The organism is Streptomyces sp. SID5785 (assembly GCF_009870065.1).
Lineage (GTDB): Bacteria > Actinomycetota > Actinomycetes > Streptomycetales > Streptomycetaceae > Streptomyces.
Map to the genome: position 1 here is coordinate 1 of NZ_WWIA01001058.1, position 14,760 is coordinate 14,760.

Consider the following 14,760-nt stretch of genomic DNA (forward strand, 5'->3'; position numbering starts at 1 on the left):
TACGAGGACCGTGGACAGGGCCGCGGCCGCCGCGAGCGCGGCGGCGAGCATCCGGGGCCGGGGCAGACGTCTGCGAACGGGCATGTGGGGGCCTCCGCGTTCAGGATTGACGTGGTCACGTCGAAAACGAACCGTCACGGCACGCTAGGCAGGTCCAGACCATTCGTCAATGGGTCTGGACCACTGCCCCCCTCCCGCGCGGCCCACTCCCGGGCCAGCGTCGCGTACACGTACTCGCTCGCCCACCGCTCACCGTCCAGGTCGTTCTCCACGAGGTGGGCCTCCCGGCGCAGGCCCAGCCGCTCGCACACCCGCGCCGAGGCGGTGTTGAGCACATCGAGACGGGCGAAGAGCCGATGGGCGCCGAGTGCCCCGAAGGCCAGACCGGCGGTCGCGCGCGCCGCCTCCGTCGCGTACCCCCGCCCACCGTGCGCCGGATGGAAGATCCAGCCGATCTCGACCTGGCGCGCGCGGGCGCTCTCGAGCTTCAGGACGGTCTCGCCGACGACCCGGTCCTCGTCCTTCGGGCAGACGGCGAGCACGAGCGCCTCGCCGTCCTCGGTCCATGCCGGGGCGGCGGCACGCCGGTCCAGGCTCTGCGCGCACTGGTCGCGGGTGAGCGGGGGCCGGAAGAGGTGGCGGGCGACCTCGGGCAGCCGCTGGTACGCGTACAGGTCGTCGAGGTCGTCGGGCGTGAACAGGCGCAGGCGGAGCCGTTCGGTGCCGAGCGGAAGCGGGAGCGTGGTCATCCCCGCCGTTGTAGACCGCGGGCCGCCGGCCGTGCAATCCGTTTAACAGGGGGGAGAACGGACGCACGGCCGACGGCGGTTCGTCGGGTGCTCACCGTGCCCGCACGACCTGGTGCGCGCCGGTGCTCACCGGTGGCTCGCTACTTCGCCTCGGGCTCCGCCTTCGCTTTCGCCTTCGCCTTGTCGGTGAACTCGCTGGTGTACGTCTTCTCCAGGTCGATCGTCGCGTTCTTCAGGTTCGGGTTGAAGGACTTGAGCACGCGCTGCACCGTCCGCGGGCCGTCGGCCGGCATCGTGCCGTCCTTCGTGAACATCGGCAGCGTGCTCTCGATCGCCTTCACGTACAGGCCCTCGCCGCCCTGCGCGTAGTCGCTCGGCATCTTCGCCGCGATCTCCTTCGCGCTGTGCGTGGACATCCACGCGAGCGTGCGCACGAAGGCGTCGGCGAGCTTCTGGACGGTGTCCTTGTGCTGGTCCGCCCAGTCCGTGTTCATGTAGAGGCTCGACGACGGGTACAGACCGCCGAGCGCCTGCCGGGAGCCCTCCGGGGTGCGCATGTCGACGAGCACCTTGCCGATCTTCTTGTCGAGGATCTGCGCGACGGTCGGGTCGGTGGTCATGCCGCCGTCGATGGACCCCTGCTGCAGCGCGGAGATGAAGGTCTGGCCGGCGCCGACGGCGACGTTGGTGAACCGGTCCACGCTCACGCCGTCGTGCACGCCGAGGTACTTGGTGAGGAAGTCGGTGGAGGAGCCGAGGCCGGTCACGCCGAGCTTCTTCCCCGCGAAGTCCTTCGGCGACCTCAGGTCCCCCGCCGCCTTGTTCGACACGATCTCGACCTCGCCCGGGGTCCGGGCCAGCTGCACGACGGACTCGACGGACTTGCCCTTGGTCTGGAGGTCGAGGGTGTGGTCGTAGAAGCCGACGACGCCCTGGACGTTCCCCGCGACGAGCGAGGTGGTCGCGTCGATGCCGGCGGGCTCGCTCAGGAGCTCCACGTCGACGCCCGCGTCCTGGAAGTAGCCGAGGCGCTGGGCCAGCATCGCGGGCAGGTAGATGACCTTGTCGATGCCGCCCACCATGATCTTGACGTGGTCGCCCTTGCCGCCTGTGCCGCCGCCCTCGGTGGCCTTCGAGGAGACCTCGTCGGCGCAGCCGCCGAGCGCGGCCAGCGCGGCCAGGGCCGCGGTCACGGCGGTGAGACGGACGGCGAGCTTGCGACGGGACATCAGCACTCCTGGAGCAGAGAAGGAAGCGGAGGTGAGGACGTGGCGACGTGGGGACGTGGGGAGGCGGGGATGTGAGGGGTCAGCGGGCCTCGGTGGCGGCCGGCTTCCAGCGGAAGAGCCTGTTCTCGAGGAAGGTCAGCAGCCCCTCGGCGAGCAGGGCGACGACGGCGAGGATGACCATCGCGGCGTAGACCCCGGCGGAGTTGAAGGTGCCCTGCGAGGCGGAGACGAGCAGACCGATGCCCTTGGTCGCGCCGATGTACTCGCCGACGATGGCGCCGATCAGGGCGAAGCCGAAGCTGACGTGGAGGCTGGTGAAGATCCACGAGGTGGCGGCGGGGATGACGACCTGGAAGGTGACCTGCCGGTCGCGGGCGCCGAGGATGCGGGCGTTGTCGATGAGGTGGCGGTCGACCTCGCGGGCGCCCTGGAAGGCGTTGAAGAAGACGGGGAAGAAGACGAGGACGACGGCGGAGGCGACCTTCGAGGCCGGTCCGAGGCCGAACCAGATGAGGAAGATCGGTGCGAGCACGATCCGCGGCAGCGCGTTGAGGACCTTGATGTACGGGCCCATGACGTCGGCCAGGAAGCGGACGCGGCCCAGCGCGATGCCGAGCACGACGCCCGCGACGACGCCGAGGACCCAGCCGAGCAGCGCCTCGTAGAGCGTGTACCAGACCTGTTCGAGCAGGGATCCCTGCGGGGTGCCGTGCAGCGCCCACTGCTGGATCTGGTCCCAGATCTTCGAGGGCATCGAGAAGTTGAACGGGTCGATGACCCCGGCCCGCGAGAACCACTCCCACACGCCGAGGACGCACACGAGTACGGCGGCACGGCACAGCAGCACGAGACCGCGGCGGCGGCGCGCGGCGCGGGCGCGTTCGGCGGTGCGCGCGGAGGGTGCGTCGTCCGTCTTGGCGAGGGGCACGGCGTTCGTGGTGTCAGACGGCATGCTGAGCGCCCCTCTCGCGGGTGATGCGGACCTCTTCGCCGAGCGAGGACCAGATCTCGCGGTAGATCTCGACGAAGCGGGGTTCGAGGCGGATCGACTCGACGCGGCGCGGGCGCGGGAGGTCGATGGTGAAGACCTCCTTGACGGTGGCCGGTCCGGCGGTCATGACGACGACCTTGTCGGCCAGGGCGATGGACTCCTCCAGGTCGTGGGTGACGAAGACGACGGAGGACCCGGTGCCCGCCCACAGCTCCATCAGCTCGTCCGACATGAGGGCGCGGGTCTGGACGTCGAGCGCGGAGAACGGCTCGTCCATGAGCAGGATCGAGGGGTCGTTGACGAACGTGGCGGCGAGGGCGACGCGCTTGCGCTGGCCGCCCGAGAGCTGGTGCGGGTAGCGGTCCTCGAAGGCGGTCAGGCCGACCCGGGCCAGCCACTCGCGGGCCCGCTCCCTGGCCTGCGTCCTGGGGACGCCGCGGAAGCGGGGTCCCGCCGTCACGTTGGACAGCACGGTGCGCCACGGGAACGTGGCGTCCTGCTGGAAGACGAAGCCGACCCGCTCGTCGATGCCGCGCACGGGCGTGCCGGACAGCATCACGTCGCCGTCGGTCGGCTCCTCGAGCCCGCTGACCAGGGTCAGGGTGGTGGACTTTCCGCAGCCGGTCGGGCCGACGACGGCGACGAACTCGCCCTGCTGCACGGTCAGATCGAGATCGTGGACGGCGGTGTGGGAGGCGCCCGAGGGGGTGCGGAAGGCCTTGCGGACCCCGCGCAGTTCGATGGCCGGGCTCGAGGGGTTCGTGCCCGGGGGGCGGTCCGGCGTGCTGCCGGGGATGCGGCTCGTCATGCCGCGGAACGTTAGGAACGGGGCGCCCGGCGCGGAAGTTTTCTCCGGCAACCGCCGATTGTGCGCGTAAAAGGACTTCTGCTCATTGTGCCGACGGCCGCGGGGCCGGGGCTCTTCCCCGGCCGGACGGGGCCGGTTACGGTGCCGTCACCCTCGCGAAACGTCTGGTCGTGCGGGAGAGTTCCCGAAGGCAGGTGTCGACAGTGGCCCGCTTGCGCATCGGCTGGCCGAGGCAGGTGTTCGCCCAGGTTCTGATCGCCCAGTTGCTGATCACCACCGGAGTGCTGTTGCTCCTCACGGGCCTGTTCCTGCAACCGCTGCGCACCCAGCTCGACGACCAGGCCGAGCACCAGGCGCTCGCCGTCGCACAGACCACGGCCGCCGACCCGGAGATCGCGGCGGGCCTCCTCGGCACGCACGCCGAGGTCGGCGGACCGGTGCAGCGGCAGGCGGAGCGGACCCGGCGCGCCACCGGGGCCCTGTACGTCGTCGTGATGGACCTGCACGGCATCCGCTGGTCGCACACGGACGCCCGGCAGGTCGGACGGCACGTGTCGACCGATCCCCGGTCCGCGCTGCACGGGAACGTCGTCCTCCAGGTCGACCGGGGCACGCTCGGCCGCTCGGCCCGGGCGAAGGTGCCGCTGCGCGACGCGGGCGGCGAGGTGATCGGTGCGGTGTCCGTCGGCATCGCGTACTCGGGGGTGCAGGACCGGCTGCTGTCCGCGCTGCCCGGGCTGCTGCGGTACGCGGGCACGGCGCTGGCGTTCGGCGCGGGCGCCGCGTTCCTCGTGGCCCGCACCCTGCGCAAGCGCACCCACGGCGTGTCGGTGGCCGACATCTCGGCGCTGCTCTCGGAGCGCGAGGCGATGCTGCACGCGGTGCGCGAGGGCGTCATCGCGCTCGACGGGCGCGGTCGGGTGCGGCTCGTGAACGACGAGGCGGCGCGGCTGCTCGCGCTCACCGAAGGGGCCGAGGGAGCGGAGGGGCGCGCTCTCGCGGACGTCCTGCCGCCGGGCCGCTCGCGCGACGTGATCGCCGGGCAGGTGACCGGGCGGGACCTGCTCACGGTGCGCGGGAACCGGGTGCTCATCGCCAACCGGATGCCGACCCCCGACGGCGGCGCCGTCGTCACCCTGCGCGACCGCACCGAGGTCGAGCTGCTCGGCCGTGAACTCGACTCCATCAAAGGCCTGTTGGACGCGTTGCGGGCGCAGGATCACGAGCACGCCAACCGGCTGCACACCGTCCTCGGCTTCCTGGAGCTCGATCTCGCCGACCGGGCCCGCGGCTACGTCGCCGGGCTCACCCGGGCGCGGCGCGCCTCGGCCGGGGAGTTCGCGGAGCGGGTCCGGATGCCGATGGTGTCGGCGCTCCTCGTCGGCAAGTCGGCGATCGCGTCGGAGCGCGGGGTGACCCTGCGGCTGTCCGACCGGACGCATCTGCCGACGGGGCTGATCGACGCGCGGGACGTCGTCACCGTGCTGGGCAATCTCATCGACAACGCGCTCGACGTGGTCGGCGGGGGCCGCGTCGGGCGGCCCGTCGTCGAGGTGGAGGCGTTCGTCGAGCGGGACACCGTCGTCGTGCGGGTCAGCGACAACGGTCCCGGGGTCCCGGTGGACCTGCGCGACACCGTCTTCCAGGAGGGGTGGAGCACCAAGGAGTCCCCGGCGCACCGCGGCCGCGGGCTCGGCCTCGCCATGGTGCGCAGCCTCGCCGAGCGCTACGGCGGGACGGCGCGCGTCGCCGCGCGGGCCGGCGGCGGCGCGGTCTTCACCGTCACGTTCCCCGACATCGTGTCCCGGCCCGCGCCGTCCCCGGACCGGCCCGTCCTGGCAGGAGAGCCCTCGTGATCGATGTCCTGGTGGTCGACGACGACTTCCACGTCGCCGAGATCAACGCCGCCTACGTGGAGCGCATGCCCGGCTTCCGGGTGGCGGGGACCGCGCACACCGCCCTGCAGACCCTGCGCACGCTGGAGACCCGCGAGGTCGACCTGCTGCTGCTCGACCACTATCTCCCCGACCGCACGGGCCTCGACCTCGTCCGGGCGCTGCGGCGGCAGGGTGTGCGCAGCGACGTCATCATGGTGACCGCCGCGCAGGACGTCGAGGTGGTGGAGGCGGCGCTGCGCTACGGCGTGCTCCACTACCTGGTCAAACCGTTCACGTTCGACGGCCTGCGCTCGCGTCTGGAGAGCTATGTGGAGCTGCGGCGCTCGCTGCGGGACGCGGGCGGCCGGGCCACGCCGGGCCAGCAGCGCATCGACCGCATCTTCGGCGCGGTGCGTACCCCGCCGGCCGGCGCGGCGGGCCCGGCGAAGGGCTGGTCGGGCCCCACCGCCGAGCTGGTCCACCAGGTCGTCACGGAGGCCGAGGCACCGCTGTCGGCGCAGGACGTGGCGTTCCGCGCGGGCATCAGCCGCTCCACCGCCCAGCGGTATCTGCGCCATCTCCAGGACAACGGCGCCCTGCATCTGACGCTCCGCTACGGGGACGCGGGCCGCCCGGAGCACCGCTACGGACGCACCCCGCCCACGGCCCCGGACCGGGAGGCCCGGGGCACGCCCTAGGAGACGTCCTTGGCGCGGTGGAGCCTGATCTCCTTGTTGGCGAAGAGGTGGACGAAGCCGCAGCGCCAGCAGATCAGCCCCGTCGCGGTCTCGTCGGCCCAGGCCAGGTTGAAGAGCTCGCCGCCGGAGCTGTTGAGTTTGACGCCGCGTTCGCGGAAGAGATCGCCCTTGCACACCTGGCAGGTGATCCACATCTCGCCCAGTGAGGCGCGTACCGGCTTCGCCATGTCGTTTCCCCCGGTCGGTCGGTTCCGTACGGCGATCATGCACCCTGCGGCGCCGCGCCGTCCGTCCGGGGGGTGGGCCGGGCCCGGCCGTCGACGGTCAGGCGGGCGTGCCGTAGACCCCCATCTCGTAGAGGGAGTAGCCCCAGGCCGAGGTGCGTCTGACGCCCTGCATGCGGACGTAGGAGACGGGTTCGCCGGGCGTGAGGCGGACGACGTCGGTGCCGCAGGCGGCCGGGGTGCGGGTGGCGGCGGTGGTCCAGTGGACGCCGTCGGCCGAGGTCTCGACCCGGTACTCGGCGGCACAGGCGCTCTCCCAGGCGAGGGTGACCGCGGCGACCTTCGCGGGGGCGGCGAGCTTGATCCTGACCCAGGAGTCGTCGGCGTAGCCGGAGGCCCAACGGGTCTGGTAGGAGCCGTCGTTGACGTTCGCCGCCTTGAGCCGGTCGAGGTCCTGCTCGACGCTGGAGGCGGTGGCGGTGCCCTGCACGGCGAGGTTCTCGGAGCCGCCGGCGGAGTCCCACAGTTCGAGCATCGTGTCGGCCTGGACGAGGAACGTGTCGAGCACGCCGTCGGCGACCTTCACCGGGGCCTTGCCCCAGGTGTTGCGGGCCGGGTCGACCTTCACCGCGGCGGCCTGTTCCTGGAGGGTGCGGGACTCGGCGAGGAGTTCCCGGGCGCGGTCCACGTCGCCGTCGACGCGGGCGGCGAGGGCGTCGGTCATGGCGACGGCGGCCCGGCCCCACAGCGCGGTGGCGTCGAGCCAGGGCGCGGCGTCGGCGACGAAGCCGGGCTCGACCGAACCGGCGCGGATGCGGCCGGGCGCGGCGGCGATCTGCCGGGCGTAGCCGCGCAGGCCGGAGAGTGCCTCGGTGCGGTCGCCGGCCTTCCATGCGGTCCAGAACCGGTCGATGCGGGCGGCCAGTTGCGGCGCCTGCTCCTGCCAGGGGGTCTCGCCGAAGGTGGGCGCGAGGTGCTCGAGGTCGGCGAAGACGCGCAGCGCGCGGGCGGCCTCGGGGGCGCCGCCCGCGAGGTGGTCCGTGGCGGCCTTCCAGGTGGCCTGTGCGTCGTAGTCGCGGTCGTTCCAGGCGAAGGACGCGGCTCCGAAGACGGCGATCTTGCTGGCGTAGGGCTGGTTCATCGGGTTGGCGACGATGCCGCTGAGGTGCTCCGACAGTCCCGCCTCGCGTTTGTCGTAGGGGGCGAGGAGCAGCCGTCCACTGGTCTGACCGAAGTCGTTGACGGGGTAGTTGTCCCACACGAAGACCTTGCGGCCGAAGAGCCGGGAGGCGGCGTCGGCCTGCTCGTCGGTGATGGCGGGCGGGACGACGGCGGTGCCGGTCCACATGACGACGACGTCGGGGTCGAGTGTCGCGCGCATCGTCTGCTTGTACGCGGTGTCGGTGAGGTCGCCGTACTCGGTGGGGACCGTCTGGAGCGGGTGGGTGCCCTCGTGGGTGGCGACGAAGTTCTTCTGGACGTCGTTGAGGAGGTCGACCTGGGCCCGGGCGGCGGCCTCGCGGCCGGGTGCGCCGTAGGCGGCCTCGTCGCCCGCGCAGTTCCACTCGGTGTAGCTGATGTCGTCGAGCGGGAGGGAGAAGGCGCGCACGCCGAGGTCGTAGACGGCCTGGAGCTTGGTCTTCAGGGCCGCGCGGTCGGCGGGGTCGGAGTAGCAGACCGAACCGCCCGGGGAGAGCGCGAAGGTGAAGCGGACGTGGTTGGCGTCGGCCCGCCGCACCAGGGTGCCGAGTTCGGCGAGCTTGTCGTCCGGGTAGGGGTCGCGCCACTTGTCGCGGTGGTACGGGTCGTCCTTGGGCGCGTACACGTAGGTGTTGGCCTTGACGTCGCCGTAGAAGTCCATCTGGTCGAGCCGTTCGGCGGCCGTCCAGGGCTGCCCGTAGAAGCCCTCGATGGTGCCGCGCAGCGGCATGGCCGGCCGGTCCTCGACGCGGGCGCCCGCGACGCGCCAGCCGCCGCCGGACCGGACGAAGAGCTGGCGGAGGGTCTGCACGGCGTAGAACTGGCCGGTGGCGTCGTGGCCGGCGAGGGCGACCTCGCGCGCCGCTCCGCGTGACGTGACGCGCAGGGCGTAGCCCTCGGCCCTGTCGGGGGCGGTCACCTCGCCGAGGGCGCGGGCGATGTCGGGCCGGCCGGCGGGACCGAGGCGCACGGTGAGCACACCGGCGGGGACGGCGGCGCCGGGTGCGCGGACGTCGACGCGGTCGGCGCCGTGGGCCCTGAGCTCGCGCACGAGGCGGTCGCGGGCGGCGGCGTCGGTCCGGCCGTCGGCGACGACGGCGACGCGCCCGGTGACCTCGGCGTCGCCACCCTCGCGCGCGAGGGACAGCGGAGCGGGCGAGACGGTGGGCAGGGGGCGCTGTGCGGAGGCCGCGGCCGGCTGGGCGGCGTGCGCCGCGGGGCCGAGTGCGGCGAGCTGGCCGGCGGCGAGGGCACCGGCCACGAGCGCGACGCCGAGCGAGCGGGCTCTCTTCGGGGAGCTGTTCGGGGATCTCTTCACGGGTCTCCGATCCGTTCGACGCCCGGTGGCGGCACTCGGGAGGGCGTCAACACCTGTCGTTTTCTGCTCGGTTGACGAGTTCTCAGAGCAAAGAAGAGCACGGGGTGTTCCGCCGGACACCGTGGCACAGCACCCTTGACATGTCTAGACCTCTTGGTCTAGACCATGACGCACACCTCGCCCCGATCGAGCACCGACAGGCCCTAGACGGAGGGCCGCTCCGGGACCGGCAGGCCCTCCGGCTCCTTGACCCGCTTCATGATGATCTGCGAGTTCACCTCCGTGACCCCGCCGAGCGCGGTGAGCCGCTCGATCCACAGTCGCTCGTACGCGGCGAGGTCCGCGACGGCGATCCGCAGCAGACAGCCGGGGCTGCCGAAGAGGCGGTAGGCCTCGATCACGTCCGGGATGTCCTGGAGCGCCCGCTCGAAGGCCTCCACGGACTCCCGGTCGCGGCGCACCTCGATGGACACGAGCACCTCGAAGCCGCGGCCGACCGCCTCCGGGTCGATGACCGCCCGGTACCCCTGGATGACGCCGTCCTGCTCCAGCTGGCGCACCCGCCGCATGCACGGGGACGGACTCAGGCCCACGCGCTGCGCGAGCTCCTGGTTGCTGAGCCGCCCGTCCGCCTGAAGCTCGCGCAAGATATTCATGTCGATCCTGTCCATCGCGCAATCATCTCGCACGCTACGCGCGATGAGCCAGCAGATCAGCAATCGCATTGCGCCTCGTTCGCATTACCCTTGCGATGAACAGCCCTGTCACGCGCCCGTGACCCCCCGCGACCCGTGAGGCAGCCACCATGGAACCCAAGCGCATCACCCTCATCAGCACCGGTGGCACCATCGCCAGCCGCTGGCAGGGCACCGGCTACGCCGCCGACGCGGGCGGGGACACCGTGCTGGCCAGCGCCGCCGTGCCGGACGGGGTCGAGGTCCGGGTCGTCGACCTGTTCAACGTGAACAGCTCGCGGATGACCACCGAGCGCCAGCTCACCCTGCTGCGCACCGTGCGTGAGGTGCTGGCCGACCCGTCGGTCGACGGCATCGTCGTCACGCACGGCACGGACACCCTCGAGGAGTCCGCGTTCCTCCTGGACCTGCACCACGACGACCCGCGCCCGGTCGTCTTCACCGGTGCGCAGAAGCCGCTCGGCGCCACGGACGGCGACGGCCCGGGGAACATGTACGACGCGCTGCAGGTCGCCGCCTTCGCACGGGACCTGGGCGTCCTGGTCGTGTTCGACGGCAAGGTGCACGCGGCACGCGGCACCGTCAAGACGCAGACCCTCGCGGCGGACGCGTTCGCCGACCCGTCGGCCCCCGCGCCGCTGGGCCGGCTCGGCTTCGGCCGGGTCGACATCCGCCGCACCCCGCAGCGTCCGGCGCCGCTGGCCGTGCCGCCCGCCGGGGCCGCGATACCGCGCGTCGACATCGTGATGCACCACAGCGACGCCGATCCGGCGCTGTTCGAAGCGGCGGTCGCGGCGGGTGCGCGCGGCATCGTGCTGGTGGCGACCGGCGCGGGGAACGCGACGCCGGAGTTCGTCGAGGCGGTGGGCTCCGCCGTGGCGGCGGGCGTGCTCGTCGCCGTCTCCACGCGGGTGCCGGCCGGTCCGCTGGCCGAGATCTACACCGGGGGCGGCGCCGTGGACCTCGTCGCCGCCGGGGCGGTGCTCAGCGGGGTGCTGCGGGCCGGGCAGACCCGGGTGGCGGTGCTGTCGGCGCTGCTCTCCGAGGGGGCGGCGGGGGTTCGGGGCAAGCTCGTGCGGGAGCTGCTCGGGGAGGGCGCGGAGGCTGTCGCCGAGGCGGCGTAGCGCCCCGGCTCCGCCGGTTCCTCTTCCTCGTCGCCGGGCGCGGGGAGCTGCGCGACCAGGCCCCGCGCGCCCGCGGCCGGGACCGGCCGGTCAGATCTCCACCGACTCCGCGTTCGGTGCGAGGCTGTCCATGAAGGAGCTCACCGAGAAGACGGCGCGGCCGGCGCCCGCCGGGCCGTAGCCGGGCGGGGACGACAGGCCGAAGTCGTCCATCGTGGAGCGGTACGCGTCGAGCAGCCGGATGTGGTACTCGAGCGGAGCGCCCGCCGGGTTGGCCTTGCCGAGCGGGGTCGTCGGCTCGGGGCACCAGGTGGTGAAGCGCGGGGTGATGCCCTGCGACATGAAGAAGCGCAGCCCCTCCGTGGTGGAGGCGATGGCCTCGTCGACCGTCTTGAAGCCGAAGGGCTCGGCCATCTCGACACCGGCGACGAAGTTCGGGATGACGTTGCGCGCGCCGAAGATCTCCGCGGAGTCGAGGATGCGCTTGTGCCACTCGTCGCGGCCGACGTAGCGCTCCTTGCCCGGGCAGTACATCTTGAACAGGTACTCGTCCCACACCTCGTAGTTGGGGTGGTAGATCTGCACGCCGTAGTCCTTGAAGCGCTGCACGTCGTCCTTGGGCAGCGCCTGCGCGACGACCTTGCCGATCCAGCGGCCCGGGAAGTGCTCCTCGATGGCCTTGGCGTAGCGCCCGTAGAAGTCCGCCTCGTCGAGGCCCTGGACCTTCGAGGTGATGGCGCCGCCGGTGAGCGTGTACGCGGTGGAGGCCTTCGCGGTGTCGTACTGGTCGATGATCGACAGCGCCTCGAGGACCTCGTCGACGTCCTTGACGCCCGTGTAGGGGCGTCCGGCCGCCTTGTGCTGGCGCCAGTTGTGGTTGATGTCGCAGTACTGGCACTCCTCCTTGGCGCCGAAGTACTGGCACACGCGGAACGCGGTCAGGTAGATCAGGTAGCCCCACTGGATGGTGGGGGCCACCTCCATGACCGACTTCCCGTTGGAGAGCTTGTGCCGGTAGTACTCCGGCATCGGGGGCACGCCGACGTCCGAGATGCGCTTCCCGTCGAGGTAGAGGCCGAGCATGCCGTCCTCGCCCGCCGCGACACGGTACGGGGACGACGGGTTCACGCGGACCGAGACGACGGTGCGGCGCAGGTCGTAGGGGCCGCCGGTGAGGACGATCTCCTCGGGCGGGCGGCGCAGCGCGGCCTCGCCCAGCTCGGGCAGGGTGCCGTGGTCGAAGGAGAAGATGAAGTAGGACTTCGGCTTGACCTCGCCGCCCTCGTTGTCACTCAGCGCCGACGGGTCGAACGCCACACCGCCCCGCAGCAGGTCCTCCTTGAAGACCGCCTCCTTGGGGACGTGCGGGAAGCGCTCCATCAGGTCCTCGACCAGCGCCGTGCGGCTCTCCGCCTTGTCGGCCTTCGCGTCCATCCCGTACACCCACTCCTTGTTCCTGCCGGGCCGTGCTTCGCCTCTCACGGTATGCCCCCGGATGTCCCCCGGACCTTCCGGGGGCCCCGCTGCGACCCCCTGGGCGCGCCGGGGGCGTCGTGATCCAATCGCCGGGAGGCCGATTCCCGAAGCCCGAAGAAGGGGGCACCCCCGTGCACGAGCGCGCAGCCACCGATCCCGCCGTCCCCTCCGCCGCGCCCGCAGCGGCCGCACCGGTGAACTGGGCCGGGAACATCGCCTTCTCCACCGACCGGCTGCACCGCCCCGGCTCCCTCGGCGAGCTGCGCGCGCTGGTCGCGGCGAGCCCGCACGTGCGGGTGCTCGGCAGCGGGCACTCGTTCAACCGGATCGCGGACGTGGACGCGGGCCGGGACGGCGCGCTGGTGTCGCTGGCCGGACTCGGCGGCGGGGTCGACGTCGACACGCGCGCCCGCACGGTGCGGGTCGGCGGCGGGGTGCGGTACGCGGAGCTGGCCGCCGCGCTCGACGCCCGGGGACTCGCCCTGCCGAACATGGCGTCCCTGCCGCACATCTCCGTCGCCGGGTCCGTGGCGACCGGTACGCACGGGTCGGGCAATGCGAACCGGTCGCTCGCCGAGGCCGTGCGCGCCGTGGAGATCCTGACCGCGTCCGGCGACGTGGTGACCCTGTCGCGCGGCGAGACCGGCTTCGAGGGGGCGGTGGTCGCGCTCGGCGCGCTCGGGGCGGTGCTCTCGCTGACCCTCGACGCGGAGCCGTCGTACGGCGTCACCCAGCACGTCTTCGGCGAACTGCCCTTCCGGGGGCTCGACTTCGACGCCGTCACGTCGGCCGCGTACAGCGTGAGTCTGTTCACGGACTGGCGCGGGCCGCGGTTCGTCCAGGTGTGGGCGAAGCAGCGGACGCCGGAGCCCGTCGGCTTCCCGTGGGCAGCGCCGGTGGCCGAGGCCCGGCATCCGGTGCCGGGGATGCCCGCGGAGAACTGCACCGAGCAGGGCGGGGTGCCCGGACCGTGGCACGAGCGGCTGCCGCACTTCCGCGCCGGGTTCGTGCCGAGCAGCGGGGACGAGCTGCAGTCCGAGTACCTGCTGCCGCGGGAGTGTGCCGGGGCGGCCCTGGCCGCGCTGGACGCCGTACGGGACCGGATCGCACCGGTGCTCCAGGTGTGCGAGGTGCGGACGGTGGCGGCGGACACGCAGTGGCTGAGCCCGGCGTACGGACGGGACACCGTCGCGTTCCACTTCACGTGGGTCGCCGAGACGCGCCGGGTGCTGCCCGTCGTGTCGCTGGTGGAGGACCCTCTCGCTCGCGATGATGGAGGCCGAGGTCGTCGAGAAGTGCGTGACCCGGCAGGGCATCGCCCTCACGGTCCGCGCCGTCATCGCCTTCAAGGTCGGCAACGACCACGAGTCGATCGTCAACGCCGGTCAGCGCTTCCTGTCCGACCAGGACCAGATGTCCGTCCTGACCGGGCGGATCTTCGCCGGTCACCTGCGCTCCATCATCGGCTCGATGACGGTCGAGGAGATCGTCACCGAGCGGCAGAAGCTCGCCACCGAGGTCCTCGACACGTCGAAGTCCGAGATGGCCAAGATCGGGCTGCACGTCGACTCGTTGCAGATCCAGTCCATCGACGACGGCGACACCGGGTACATCGAGGCGATGTCGCGGCCGCACAAGGCGAACATCCAGCGGGCCGCGCAGATCGCCCAGGCGCAGGCCACGCAGGCCGCCGCCGAGGCGGAGCAGGCGGCGGCGCGCAAGCAGGCCGAGTACGCGCGCGAGACCGCGGTCGTGCAGGCCGAGTACAGCGCCGAGGTCGACCGGGCCAAGGCGCAGGCCGACCAGGCGGGGCCGCTCGCCCTCGCGCACGCGCAGCAGGAGGTGCTCTCCGCGCAGACCGAGCTGGCGCTGCGCCAGGCCGAACTGCGCGAGAAGCAGCTCGTCGCCGAGGTCGTGAAGCCGGCGCAGGCCGACGCGGAGCGGATCCGGGTCCTCGCCCTGGCCGAGGCCGAGCGGATGAAGATCCAGGCCGAGGCCGCCGCCTCGTACGACCGGGTGGCGCTGGACCGGATGCTCATCGACCAGCTGCCGCAGATCGTGAAGGAGGCGTCCGCGGGCCTGTCGGGCGCCAACGTCAACGTGCTGAACGGCGCGGACGGCCTCGGCGAGATCGCGGCCGGTCTGGTCGGGCAGGGCCTGACGATCCTCGACTCGGTCCGCAAGAACCTGGGCGGGGAGCAGGCCGACGGTGCGGCGCCCGGCGCCGCGATCGAGCGGTACCTGGCCACGCCCCGCGGCGGCGACGACGGGCCCGTCGACGTGCGCTGAACGCCGCTCCGCTGCTGGCGGGGGCCCGGCGCGGCCCGCCCCCGGCGGGGCGGTGCCGGGGCCCCGGTAGAGTGGAGCGGTC

At 72.5% G+C, this 14,760-nt stretch carries 11 protein-coding genes and 2 pseudogenes; 5 read left to right on the forward strand and 8 right to left on the reverse strand.

What is annotated here, in order from left to right; translation table 11 throughout:
* Positions 1 to 134: 134 nt before the first annotated feature.
* The 4 genes from GTW43_RS34135 to GTW43_RS34150 all read right to left on the reverse strand — a co-directional run bounded on the left by GTW43_RS34135 (position 135) and on the right by GTW43_RS34150 (position 3,777).
* Positions 135 to 749, reverse strand: a complete 615-nt coding sequence (locus GTW43_RS34135) for a GNAT family N-acetyltransferase (protein WP_161305849.1) — start codon at positions 747 to 749, stop codon at positions 135 to 137.
* A gap of 140 nt (positions 750 to 889) precedes the next feature.
* Positions 890 to 1,978, reverse strand: a complete 1,089-nt coding sequence (locus GTW43_RS34140) for an ABC transporter substrate-binding protein (protein WP_161305850.1) — start codon at positions 1,976 to 1,978, stop codon at positions 890 to 892.
* A gap of 79 nt (positions 1,979 to 2,057) precedes the next feature.
* Positions 2,058 to 2,930 (reverse strand): ABC transporter permease, encoded by an 873-nt coding sequence (locus GTW43_RS34145; protein WP_161305851.1) that lies wholly within the window; start codon positions 2,928 to 2,930, stop codon positions 2,058 to 2,060.
* Entirely contained in the window at positions 2,920 to 3,777 is an 858-nt protein-coding gene (locus GTW43_RS34150; RefSeq protein WP_161305852.1) for an ABC transporter ATP-binding protein, read from the reverse strand. The genes GTW43_RS34145 and GTW43_RS34150 overlap by 11 nt, the downstream gene beginning before the upstream one ends.
* A 212-nt stretch (positions 3,778 to 3,989) precedes the next feature.
* On the opposite strand from GTW43_RS34150, the gene GTW43_RS34155 reads away from it, so the two are divergent.
* A complete protein-coding gene (locus tag GTW43_RS34155) occupies positions 3,990 to 5,633 on the forward strand; it encodes a sensor histidine kinase (protein WP_202502299.1) in 1,644 nt (547 codons plus the stop codon).
* The gene (locus GTW43_RS34160; protein WP_161305854.1) at positions 5,630 to 6,352 is read left to right on the forward strand and encodes a response regulator; all 723 of its coding nucleotides are present in this window, start codon (positions 5,630 to 5,632) and stop codon (positions 6,350 to 6,352) included. The genes GTW43_RS34155 and GTW43_RS34160 overlap by 4 nt, the downstream gene beginning before the upstream one ends.
* Here GTW43_RS34160 and GTW43_RS34165 read toward each other — a convergent pair.
* The 3 genes from GTW43_RS34165 to GTW43_RS34175 all read right to left on the reverse strand — a co-directional run bounded on the left by GTW43_RS34165 (position 6,349) and on the right by GTW43_RS34175 (position 9,765).
* On the reverse strand, positions 6,349 to 6,579 hold the full coding sequence (locus tag GTW43_RS34165) for a hypothetical protein (RefSeq protein ID WP_161305855.1): 231 nt from the start codon (positions 6,577 to 6,579) through the stop codon (positions 6,349 to 6,351). The genes GTW43_RS34160 and GTW43_RS34165 overlap by 4 nt on opposite strands.
* Before the next feature lie 97 nt (positions 6,580 to 6,676).
* Positions 6,677 to 9,094: a beta-N-acetylglucosaminidase domain-containing protein gene (locus GTW43_RS34170; protein ID WP_343246202.1), complete on the reverse strand. Its 2,418-nt coding sequence runs from the start codon at positions 9,092 to 9,094 to the stop codon at positions 6,677 to 6,679.
* Between the two features lie 203 nt (positions 9,095 to 9,297).
* Positions 9,298 to 9,765: an Lrp/AsnC family transcriptional regulator gene (locus GTW43_RS34175; protein WP_161305306.1), complete on the reverse strand. Its 468-nt coding sequence runs from the start codon at positions 9,763 to 9,765 to the stop codon at positions 9,298 to 9,300.
* Positions 9,766 to 9,899: 134 nt separating this feature from the next.
* On the opposite strand from GTW43_RS34175, the gene GTW43_RS34180 reads away from it, so the two are divergent.
* Complete coding sequence (locus GTW43_RS34180; protein ID WP_161305305.1) at positions 9,900 to 10,913, forward strand: asparaginase; 1,014 nt, start codon at positions 9,900 to 9,902, stop codon at positions 10,911 to 10,913.
* Positions 10,914 to 11,003: 90 nt separating this feature from the next.
* Here the strand turns inward: GTW43_RS34180 and GTW43_RS34185 are convergent, their stop codons facing one another.
* Positions 11,004 to 12,347 carry a radical SAM protein gene (locus tag GTW43_RS34185; protein ID WP_161305308.1) on the reverse strand — a complete coding sequence of 448 codons (1,344 nt, stop codon included), beginning with the start codon at positions 12,345 to 12,347 and terminating at the stop codon, positions 11,004 to 11,006.
* A gap of 236 nt (positions 12,348 to 12,583) precedes the next feature.
* Between GTW43_RS34185 and GTW43_RS34190 the strand changes: the two are divergent.
* Together GTW43_RS34190 and GTW43_RS34195 are read left to right on the forward strand one after the other, a co-directional pair.
* Positions 12,584 to 13,651, forward strand: a pseudogene (locus GTW43_RS34190) (FAD-binding protein); the annotation flags it as partial.
* Positions 13,647 to 14,678: pseudogene (locus GTW43_RS34195) on the forward strand (SPFH domain-containing protein); the annotation flags it as partial. The pseudogenes GTW43_RS34190 and GTW43_RS34195, both read left to right, overlap by 5 nt.
* Positions 14,679 to 14,760 lie beyond the last annotated feature (82 nt).

Excerpts from the sequence above, each read along its gene's own strand:
- GTW43_RS34165 (WP_161305855.1), bottom strand. The coding sequence starts at position 6,579 with ATGGCGAAGCCGGTACGCGCCTCACTGGGCGAGATGTGGATCACCTGC.
- GTW43_RS34175 (WP_161305306.1), bottom strand. The coding sequence starts at position 9,765 with ATGGACAGGATCGACATGAATATCTTGCGCGAGCTTCAGGCGGACGGG.
- GTW43_RS34140 (WP_161305850.1), bottom strand. The coding sequence starts at position 1,978 with ATGTCCCGTCGCAAGCTCGCCGTCCGTCTCACCGCCGTGACCGCGGCC.
- GTW43_RS34145 (WP_161305851.1), bottom strand. The coding sequence starts at position 2,930 with ATGCCGTCTGACACCACGAACGCCGTGCCCCTCGCCAAGACGGACGAC.
- GTW43_RS34180 (WP_161305305.1), top strand. The coding sequence starts at position 9,900 with ATGGAACCCAAGCGCATCACCCTCATCAGCACCGGTGGCACCATCGCC.
- GTW43_RS34150 (WP_161305852.1), bottom strand. The coding sequence starts at position 3,777 with ATGACGAGCCGCATCCCCGGCAGCACGCCGGACCGCCCCCCGGGCACG.
- GTW43_RS34135 (WP_161305849.1), bottom strand. The coding sequence starts at position 749 with ATGACCACGCTCCCGCTTCCGCTCGGCACCGAACGGCTCCGCCTGCGC.
- GTW43_RS34185 (WP_161305308.1), bottom strand. The coding sequence starts at position 12,347 with ATGGACGCGAAGGCCGACAAGGCGGAGAGCCGCACGGCGCTGGTCGAG.